This window comes from Streptomyces sp. NPDC002044, assembly GCF_040296725.1.
Classification (GTDB): domain Bacteria; phylum Actinomycetota; class Actinomycetes; order Streptomycetales; family Streptomycetaceae; genus Streptomyces; species Streptomyces antarcticus.
The window spans coordinates 17574-27192 of sequence record NZ_JBEOXU010000082.1 but is presented as its reverse complement, the minus strand read 5'-3'; the positions used below and the strand labels follow the sequence as shown (position 1 = coordinate 27192).

Sequence of the window (9619 nt, the reverse complement as noted above, 5' to 3'; positions counted from 1 at the left end):
CGCCCTGCGTGTACTACCATATTTTTCCGACATTTTTTCCCTCCCCGACGGTCTTCCGGCAGGCGCCCGGGCGCCTGCCGCACCCCCCGGTGCGTTCACACTGCTGGGTCGTGCGGGTACTGCCGGGTGGGACTACTTGTTGATGCGGCTCGCGATTTCCTTGTCCGCTTCCGCGCCCGCCTTGGCGGCGTCCTCACCCTTCAGGACCTTGGTCATGAACTCCTTGATGGGGTTCGGCTCGGTCTCGACGTTCGCCCAGCCGGCCGTGACCGGGGTGATCTTGCCGTTGAGGCCGGCCTTGGCCATGGCCTCGGCGAAGGAGCCCGCCGGGGCGGCGAAGTTGGCGCCGGCCTGGTTCGGGAGCAGCGCGCCCTTGGTCTCGGCGGCGTACTTGGTCATCTGGTCCTTGCCTGCGGCGAGGGCCAGCCACTCCTTGGCGAGCTCCTTGTTCTTGGAGCGCTCGGCGACCGCGAGGTTCGAGCCGCCGAGGAAGACGGTGCCGGACTTGTCGGCGGTCTTGCCCGGGATCGGGAAGTAGCCGAAGTCGGCTTCCTTGCCCGCGTCCTTCAGCGCCTTCTCGGCACCGCCGGCCTCCCAGCCGAGACCGATCCAGGAGGCGACGCCGCCCTTGGGAACGATGTCGGTGGACTGCTGCGGGCTGGCCTCGTCCTTGTCCTTGGGCGCGGTGGAGAACGCCTGGAGCTTCTTGTAGAACTCGATCGCGGAGGCGGCCTGCGGGGTGCCCAGCTGGCCCTTCCACTTGTCGCCGTCCTTGACGGCGAGGTCCGCGCCCTCGTCCCAGACGAAGCCCGCGAGGACGTACCAGCTCTGGCCGGGGAGGTAGATCGGCTGCGAGGCCGGGTCCGAGGTCTTCAGCTTCTCCAGGCCGGCGACCCACTCGTCGCGGGTGGTGGGCGGGGTGATGCCGGCCTTGGCGTACGCCTTCTTGTCGTAGATGACGACGCGGTTGGCGGCGTACCACGGGGCGGAGTAGAGCTTGCCGTCGACCTCGGCGGAGGAGAGCATGCTCTTCTGCCAGGCGTCGGCGCCGAGCTTGGCCTTGTCGCCGGAGAGGTCGGCGAGCCCGCCGGTGACCGCGTAACCGGCGGTCTGGGTGTTGCCGAGCTCAAGGACGTCGGGCGGGGTGTTCTCGGAGAGGGCGGTGGTGATCTTCTCCTGGATGCCGGTCCACTTCTGCTCTTCGACCTTGACCGTGACACCGGGGTGCTTGGCCGAGAACTCCTTGTTGACCTCGTCGATCCAGGTCTTCGGCGCCGAGCCGTCCATCACCCATACGGTGATTTCCTTGGGGCCGGCCGCGTCGGTCTTACCCTTGTCGTCGCCGCCGTTGCCGCATGCCGCGACTCCGACCATCATGCCCGCGACACTGACCGCCGCGATGAGCTTGCGCTTCACGCCACCCTCCTCAGGGATGCTGCCTGCAACTTCCCTCGCCCACCGCGGTGACGTACCAAGTACTCCCGTGGGGCCGGGATCTGATCCATATTGGTTTAGACCAGTAGCTGGAGCTTGGCCTAGACCTTTAGGGGTGTCAAGGGTCTAATGAGCGGGTGCTCGGTCCGTTATCGGACCGACACCTGGGCAGAGAGAAGGCCCGTCCCCCCACACGTGTCACGATGTGACCGCACATATCGGAGGAGCCGGTGACGGCAGCGAAACTGGAGTCGGGAAGGCGGGCGGCGATGGCCACCGAAGGGGCGCTCACGGAGCCGGAGGGCGGGGCTGCGACCCGCACGGCACGTGTACCCAAGTACTACCGACTCAAGCGGCACTTGCTCGACATGACCGAAACCCTGCCGCCCGGCACACCGGTACCGCCGGAGCGCACGCTCGCGGCCGAATTCGACACCTCCCGGACGACCGTCCGGCAGGCCCTGCAGGAGCTCGTGGTGGAGGGCCGCCTGGAGCGCATCCAGGGCAAGGGCACCTTCGTCGCGAAGCCCAAGGTCTCCCAGCCGCTCCAACTCTCCTCCTACACCGAGGACATGCGGGCCCAGGGGCTGGAACCGACCTCCCAGCTCCTCGACATCGGATACGTGACGGCCGACGACACCCTCGCCGGACTCCTCAAGATCACCACCGGCGGACGGGTGCTGCGCATCGAGCGGCTGCGCCTGGCCAGCGGCGAGCCGATGGCCATCGAGACCACCCACCTCTCGGCCAAGCGCTTCCCCGCACTGCGCCGTTCCCTCGTCAAATACACCTCCCTCTACACCGCGCTCGCGGAGGTGTACGACGTCCGGCTCGCCGAGGCGGAGGAGACCATCGAGACCTCGCTCGCGACCCCGCGCGAGGCCGGCCTGCTCGGCACGGACGTCGGGCTGCCGATGCTCATGCTGTCCCGGCACTCGCTGGACGCGGACGGCGAACCGGTGGAGTGGGTGCGCTCGGTCTACCGCGGCGACCGCTACAAGTTCGTGGCCCGCCTCCAGCGGCCGGCGCTCTGACGGCCGGGCGGCCCGCGCACCCGGCGGACCGACCGCCCCGCCACCCACTCGGCTGACCACCCGTCCGACCGTCCGGCCCCGCATCCGTACGTACCGATATACGGACGGGGTCTTACGTTCACCGGGCAATCCCCCGTAGATTCCCTGCGCTTACGCAGAAGATCGACGAGGGGACGAAGGTCATGCCCAAATCGGATGCAACGGGAACAGAACGGGACACGGCGAGTCCGGGCACCACGCAGGGCTCGCCCTCTCCCACGTCCATCGCCGTGTGGGTGCTCGTCGGACTCGTCGGCGCCATCGGCTGGGGCGTACTGGCGCTCTCCCGCGGCGAGGAGATCTCGGCCGCCTGGCTGCTCGCCGCCGCCCTGGGCTCGTACGCCATCGGCTACCGCTTCTACGCCCGCTTCATCGCGCACCGCGTACTGAAGGTGGACAAGACCCGGGCCACCCCCGCGGAACGCCTTGACAACGGTGTCGACTTCCACCCGACCGACCGCCGTGTGCTCTTCGGCCACCACTTCGCCGCCGTGGCCGGCGCCGGCCCGCTCGTCGGACCCGTGCTCGCCGCCCAGATGGGCTACCTGCCCGGCACGATCTGGATCGTCGCGGGCGTCATCTTCGCGGGCGCCGTCCAGGACATGGTGACGCTCTTCTTCTCCACCCGCCGCGACGGGCGTTCGCTGGGCCAGATGGCCCGGGACGAGATCGGCCCCGTCGGCGGGGCCGCCGCGCTGATCGCCGTGTTCGCCATCATGATCATCCTGCTGGCCGTGCTGGCGCTGGTCATCGTCAACGCCCTCGCCCACTCGCCGTGGGGCGTCTTCTCCATCGGCATGACCATCCCGATCGCCCTCTTCATGGGCTTCTACCTCCGCGTGCTGCGGCCGGGCCGGGTCACCGAGGTCTCCCTCATAGGGGTCGCGCTGCTGCTGCTCGCGATCGTCGCGGGCGGCTGGGTCGCCGAGTCCTCCCTCGCCGGGACCTTCACCCTGGAGAAGGAGACGCTCGTCGTCTGGATGGTCGCGTACGGTTTCGTCGCCTCGGTCCTGCCGGTGTGGATGCTGCTCGCGCCCCGCGACTACCTCTCCACCTTCATGAAGGTCGGCACGATCGCGCTGCTCGCACTGGGCGTGGTCATCTCGATGCCCACCCTGAAGATGCCCGCGGTCACCGAGTTCGCCGCCCGCGGCGACGGCCCGGTCTTCGCCGGCTCGATGTTCCCGTTCGTGTTCATCACCATCGCGTGCGGGGCCCTGTCCGGATTCCACTCGCTGGTCGCCTCCGGCACCACCCCGAAGATGATCCAGAAGGAGACCCAGGTACGGGTCATCGGCTACGGCGCCATGCTGACCGAGTCCTTCGTCGCCATCATGGCGATGATCGCGGCCTGCATCATCGAGCCCGGCCTGTTCTTCGCCGTGAACTCGCCCCCCGGCGTCATCGGCACCACCGTCGAGACCGCCTCGCAGGCGGTGACGAACTTCGGCTTCGCCATCAGCCCGGAAGCCCTCGCGCAGGCCGCGAAGGACGTCGAGGAGACCAGTCTGCTCTCCCGTACGGGTGGAGCGCCGACCTTCGCACTCGGGATGTCGGAGATCTTCTCGGCCGTCATCGGCGGCGCCGGCATGAAGGCCTTCTGGTACCACTTCGCCATCATGTTCGAGGCACTGTTCATCCTGACCACCGTCGACGCGGGCACCCGCGTCGGCCGGTTCATGCTGCAGGACACCCTCGGCAACGTCCACAAGTCCTTCAAGGACGTCAGCTGGAAGCCCGGCGTGTGGTTCGCCAGCGCCATCGTCGTCGGCGGCTGGGGTTACTTCCTGTGGGTCGGCGTCAAGGACCCGCTGGGCGGCATCAACCAGCTCTTCCCGCTGTTCGGCATCGCGAACCAGCTGCTCGCGGCGGTCGCCCTGGCCGTCTGCACCACCCTCCTCGTCAAGTCCGGCCGGCTCAAGTGGGCCTGGGTGACGGGCGTGCCGCTGGCGTGGGACGTGGCCGTCACGCTCACCGCGAGCTACCAGAAGATCTTCTCGGAGGACGTGAAGGTCGGCTTCTTCGCGCAGCGCGACAAGTACCAGGCCGGCATCGACGCCGACAAGGTCCTGCCGCCCGCGAAGACCATGGGCGAGATGGAGACCGTGGTCACCAACGCCACGGTGGACGGCGTGCTGTGCGTGCTCTTCGCCGTCCTGATCATCGTCGTGCTGCTGGACGCCGCCCGGACCTGCTTCAAGGCGATCGCCGACCCGGCGTCCGTGAAGCTCTCCGAGGTCCCGTGGACCGAGTCGAAGATCGTCGCCCCGGCCGGGCTCGTCCCGACCGCCGAGGAGCGCGCCGAGCTCACGGCCGCGGGCCTGGACTCGGGCGGCGGCCGGGCGAAGGAGCCGGTCGCGTGAGCCGGGCGGCGCCCGGCCGCGCCGGTACGGGCCGCAGCGGTGCCGGGCGGCTGCGCCGGGCGCTGGCCCGGGCGCGGTACTTCGTACGGGAGTTCTCCGGCGAGGCCGCCTACGACCGGTACGTCGCCCACGCCCGCTCCCACGACCCCGACGCCGCGGTCCCGACCCGCCGGGCCTTCGAACGGGCCCGCACCGACGCCCGGGAGGCGGACCCCCGCGACGGCTTCCGCTGCTGCTGACCCGCTCGCCCCGAGGGCGCCCCGCCCCGAAGGCCCCGCCGCTCCTCGCGGCGGGGCCTTCGGCTTCCGGCGCCGCGACGGGGGGCCGGCCCGCCCGCCCGGCCCGCCCGCCCGGCACTCCGCCGCCCCGTACGCGTCCTGCACACTCGACCGCATGGACATGGTGATCAGGGCGGCGCTGCCCGCCGAATACGCGGAGCTGGGCGAGATCACGGCGCGGGCCTACCTCGCCGACGGGCATCTGGACGAGAGCGAGAACGAGCACTACCTGAACGTCCTGCGCGACGTGGCCGGCCGGGCCGCCCTGGCCGAGGTGCTCGTCGCCGAACGCGGCGGCCGCGTCCTCGGTGGAGTGACCTTCGCCGCGCCCGGGAGCCCGCTCGCCGACATCGCCGGCCCGGACGAGGCCGAGTTCCGGATGCTCGCCGTGGCCCGCGACGGCCGCGGGCAGGGCGCCGGCGAGGCGCTCGTACGGGCCTGCCTGGACCGGGCGCGGGCGATCGAGGGGGTTTCCGCGATGGTCCTCTCCACCCAGCGGAGCATGGCCGGGGCCCACCGGATCTACTCCCGGCTCGGTTTCGAACGCACTCCGGAACGGGACTGGGCGCCGATCGAGGGCCTCACCCTGCTGACGTACCGGCTGAAGCTGTAGCCGCGCCGACACAACATGTGGGGGCTTCCGCAGAGAGGCGCCCCCACATGTATGCTCAGGGCTGCTGTCGCCGCAGGGGAATCCGGTGCGAATCCGGAACTGTCCCGCAACGGTATGAAGTGCACCGATTGGTGTACCCGCAAGTCCGAGGACCTGCCGACAGCGCGCCCGGCTCGACCGAACCGGGCGCCGATACGTCCGGGCCTCGCGGTTGGGCCGGTGGACGCCATGCGGTGCGCGAGCTGCCTGCCCTGTCCGGGCCGACGCGTGCGCTGTCCCGCATGCGCCCCTCGCACCCCGCCCCGCCGATGACCGGGCCGAGCGAGGGAGAGCAACCCCCGTGACCATCGCGCCTTCCGCACCGCGCGCCGAGTCCGTTCCGTCCACGGCTCTTCATGGATCTGGCGAAGGTCCCGGGGCCGCACTCCTGCGTACCCTCACCGAACTGACGGCCGACCTCCCCGACACCGACCCCGGCCGGGTCGCCGCCGCCGCGCTGCGCGGCCGCAGCTCCATCGCCGACGAGGCCGAACTGCGCGGGCTGGCCACCGAGGCCGCCGCCGGGCTCATCTCCGAGGACCCGGCGTACTCCCGCCTCGCCGCCCGCCTGCTGACGCTGGCCGTGGCCGGGGAGGCCGCCGGCCAGGGTGCCACCTCCTTCTCCGCGTCCGTCGCCGTCGGCCACCGCGAGGGCCTGATCGCCGACCGCACCGCCGCGTTCGTCAAGGCCCACGCGGCCCGCCTGGACGCGCTGGTCGAGCACACCCTCGCCGAGGGCGCCGACGACCGCTTCGGCTTCTTCGGCCTGCGCACCCTGCACAGCCGCTACCTGCTGCGCCACCCGATCACCCGCCAGGTCGTGGAGACCCCGCAGTTCTTCATGCTGCGCGTGGCCTGCGGTCTCGCCGAGACCGGACCTGACAGCGAGACCGGCAGTGTCCAGGCCGTCGAGGAAGTGGCCTCGCTGTACCGGCTGATGAGCCGCCTCGACTACCTGCCGTCCTCCCCCACGCTCTTCAACTCCGGCACCCGGCACCCGCAGATGTCCTCCTGCTACCTGCTGGACTCCCCGCTGGACGAGCTCGACTCGATCTACGACCGCTACCACCAGGTCGCCCGCCTCTCCAAGCACGCCGGCGGCATCGGCCTCTCGTACTCCCGCATCCGCGCCCGCGGTTCGCTGATCCGCGGCACCAACGGCCACTCCAACGGCATCGTCCCGTTCCTGAAGACCCTCGACGCCTCCGTCGCCGCCGTGAACCAGGGCGGCCGCCGCAAGGGCGCCGCCGCCGTCTACCTGGAGACCTGGCACGCGGACATCGAGGAGTTCCTGGAGCTCCGCGACAACACCGGCGAGGACCAGCGCCGCACGCACAACCTGAACCTCGCCCACTGGGTGCCGGACGAGTTCATGCGCCGCGTGAACGCCGACGCCGACTGGTCGCTGTTCTCCCCGGCCGAGGTCCCCGAGCTGGTGGACCTGTGGGGCGACGACTTCGACGCCGCGTACCGCGCGGCCGAGGCCGCGGGCCTGGCCCGCAAGACCATTCCCGCCCGCGAGCTGTACGGCCGGATGATGCGCACCCTCGCGCAGACCGGCCAGGGCTGGATGACCTTCAAGGACGCCTCCAACCGCACGGCCAACCAGACCGCCGAGCCGGGCACCGTCGTCCACTCCTCCAACCTCTGCACCGAGATCATCGAGGTCACCAACGACGGCGAGACCGCCGTCTGCAACCTCGGTTCGGTCAACCTGGGCGCCTTCGTCCTGGCGGGCGCCGGCGACGGAAGCGGGCGGATCGACTGGGAGCGCCTGGACGAGACCGTCCGTACCGCGGTGACCTTCCTGGACCGCGTGGTGGACATCAACTTCTACCCGACCGAGCAGGCGGGCCGCTCCAACGCCCGCTGGCGCCCGGTGGGTCTGGGCGCCATGGGCCTCCAGGACGTCTTCTTCCGGCTGAAGCTGCCCTTCGACTCCCCCGAGGCGCGGGCGCTGTCCACGAAGCTCTCCGAGCGGATCATGCTCGCCGCGTACGAGGCGTCCTGCGACCTCGCCGAGAAGAACGGCCCGCTCCCCGCCTGGGAGCAGACCCGCACCGCCCGCGGCGTGCTGCACCCCGACCACTACGAGGTCGAGCGGAACTGGCCGGAGCGCTGGGACGCGCTGCGCGCCCGGATCGCGCAGACCGGCATGCGCAACTCGCTGCTCCTCGCCATCGCCCCGACGGCGACGATCGCCTCGATCGCGGGCGTGTACGAGTGCATCGAGCCGCAGGTCTCCAACCTCTTCAAGCGCGAGACGCTGAGCGGTGAGTTCCTCCAGGTCAACGCCTACCTGGTGGCCGAGCTGAAGCGGCTCGGCGTGTGGGACGCACAGACCCGCGAGGCGCTGCGCGAGGCCAGCGGCTCCGTCCAGGGCTTCGGCTGGATCCCGGCCGAGGTGCGCGAGCTGTACCGCACGGCGTGGGAGATCCCGCAGCGCGGCCTGATCGACATGGCGGCGGCCCGTACCCCGTACCTCGACCAGTCGCAGTCGCTGAACCTGTTCCTGGAGACGCCCACCATCGGCAAGCTCAGCTCGATGTACGCGTACGCCTGGAAGCAGGGTCTGAAGACGACGTACTACCTGCGCTCGCGCCCGGCGACGAAGATCGCCCGCGCGGCGTCCGGTTCGGCCGTCCCGGCAACCGCCGCAGTCCCGGCACCCGCCACTGCGCTTCCGCAGGCCGTCGACGCCGACGCGCTGGCCTGCTCCCTTGAGAACCCCGAGTCCTGCGAGGCCTGCCAGTAATGAGCTCGAACGACACCAAGAACCTGCTGGACCCGGGCTTCGAGCTGACGCTCCGCCCGATGCGCTACCCGGACTTCTACGAGCGCTACCGCGACGCGATCAAGAACACGTGGACGGTGGAGGAGGTCGACCTCCACTCGGACGTCGCCGACCTGGCGAAGCTGACGCCCTCCGAGCAGCACATGATCGGCCGGCTGGTCGCGTTCTTCGCGACGGGCGACTCGATCGTCTCGAACAACCTCGTCCTGACGCTGTACAAGCACATCAACTCCCCGGAGGCGCGCCTGTACCTGTCGCGCCAGCTGTTCGAGGAGGCCGTGCACGTCCAGTTCTACCTGACGCTGCTCGACACCTATCTGCCCAACCCGGACGACCGCGCGGCCGCGTTCGACGCGGTCGAGGAGATCCCCTCGATCCGCGAGAAGGCGCAGTTCTGCTTCAGGTGGATGGACTCGGTCGAGAAGATCGACCGGCTGGAGACGGCCGCCGACCGGCGCCGCTTCCTGCTGAACCTGATCTGCTTCGCCGCGTGCATCGAGGGACTGTTCTTCTACGGCGCCTTCGCGTACGTGTACTGGTTCCGCTCGCGCGGCCTGCTGCACGGCCTGGCCACCGGCACGAACTGGGTCTTCCGCGATGAAACCATGCACATGAACTTCGCCTTCGAGGTCGTGGACACGGTCCGCAAGGAGGAGCCGGAGCTCTTCGATGACGCTCTTCAGCAGCAGGTCACCGACATGCTGCGGGAAGCCGTGGAGGCGGAGCTGCAGTTCGGCCGCGATCTGTGCGGCGACGGCCTGCCGGGCATGAACACCGAATCGATGCGCGAGTACCTGGAGTGCGTCGCGGACCAGCGCCTGGTCCGCCTCGGCTTCCCGCCGGTGTACGGCTCGCAGAACCCGTTCTCCTTCATGGAGCTCCAGGGCGTGCAGGAGCTGACGAACTTCTTCGAGCGCCGCCCGTCGGCCTACCAGGTCGCGGTCGAGGGCACGGTCGACCTGGACGAGGACTTCTAGTCCGCGTCAGCGGTCCGGCCCGGCCGGTGTGAACGCGTCCCCGCTCCC

7 protein-coding genes and 1 riboswitch are annotated in these 9619 nt (G+C 70.2%); of the genes, 6 read left to right on the top strand and 1 reads right to left on the bottom strand.

What is annotated here, in order from left to right; genetic code table 11:
* Positions 1-132: 132 nt before the first annotated feature.
* A complete protein-coding gene (locus ABT106_RS20535; RefSeq protein WP_351279273.1) occupies positions 133-1416 on the bottom strand; it encodes an extracellular solute-binding protein in 1284 nt (427 codons plus the stop codon).
* Positions 1417-1703: 287 nt separating this feature from the next.
* On the opposite strand from ABT106_RS20535, the gene ABT106_RS20530 reads away from it, so the two are divergent.
* From ABT106_RS20530 to ABT106_RS20505, 6 genes are all read left to right on the top strand, one after another.
* Positions 1704-2468, top strand: a complete 765-nt coding sequence (locus tag ABT106_RS20530) for a GntR family transcriptional regulator (protein ID WP_351279285.1) — start codon at positions 1704-1706, stop codon at positions 2466-2468.
* A gap of 182 nt (positions 2469-2650) precedes the next feature.
* Positions 2651-4870 carry a carbon starvation CstA family protein gene (locus tag ABT106_RS20525; RefSeq protein WP_351279270.1) on the top strand — a complete coding sequence of 740 codons (2220 nt, stop codon included), beginning with the start codon at positions 2651-2653 and terminating at the stop codon, positions 4868-4870.
* A 50-nt stretch (positions 4871-4920) separates the two neighbouring features.
* Positions 4921-5109: a CstA-like transporter-associated (seleno)protein gene (locus ABT106_RS20520; RefSeq protein ID WP_351279282.1), complete on the top strand. Its 189-nt coding sequence runs from the start codon at positions 4921-4923 to the stop codon at positions 5107-5109.
* A gap of 154 nt (positions 5110-5263) precedes the next feature.
* Positions 5264-5761 (top strand): GNAT family N-acetyltransferase, encoded by a 498-nt coding sequence (locus ABT106_RS20515; protein WP_351279268.1) that lies wholly within the window; start codon positions 5264-5266, stop codon positions 5759-5761.
* A 41-nt stretch (positions 5762-5802) separates the two neighbouring features.
* A riboswitch (cobalamin riboswitch) is annotated at positions 5803-5936 on the top strand.
* Positions 5937-6101: 165 nt separating this feature from the next.
* A complete protein-coding gene (locus tag ABT106_RS20510) occupies positions 6102-8555 on the top strand; it encodes a ribonucleoside-diphosphate reductase subunit alpha (protein WP_502979438.1) in 2454 nt (817 codons plus the stop codon).
* The gene (locus tag ABT106_RS20505) at positions 8555-9571 is read left to right on the top strand and encodes a ribonucleotide-diphosphate reductase subunit beta (RefSeq protein WP_351279265.1); all 1017 of its coding nucleotides are present in this window, start codon (positions 8555-8557) and stop codon (positions 9569-9571) included. The genes ABT106_RS20510 and ABT106_RS20505 overlap by 1 nt, the downstream gene beginning before the upstream one ends.
* The last annotated feature ends 48 nt before the right edge of the window (positions 9572-9619 follow it).

Coding starts and splice junctions, on each gene's coding strand:
- ABT106_RS20530 (WP_351279285.1), top strand. CDS start 1,704: ATGGCCACCGAAGGGGCGCTCACGGAGCCGGAGGGCGGGGCTGCGACC.
- ABT106_RS20525 (WP_351279270.1), top strand. CDS start 2,651: ATGCCCAAATCGGATGCAACGGGAACAGAACGGGACACGGCGAGTCCG.
- ABT106_RS20515 (WP_351279268.1), top strand. CDS start 5,264: ATGGACATGGTGATCAGGGCGGCGCTGCCCGCCGAATACGCGGAGCTG.
- ABT106_RS20505 (WP_351279265.1), top strand. CDS start 8,555: ATGAGCTCGAACGACACCAAGAACCTGCTGGACCCGGGCTTCGAGCTG.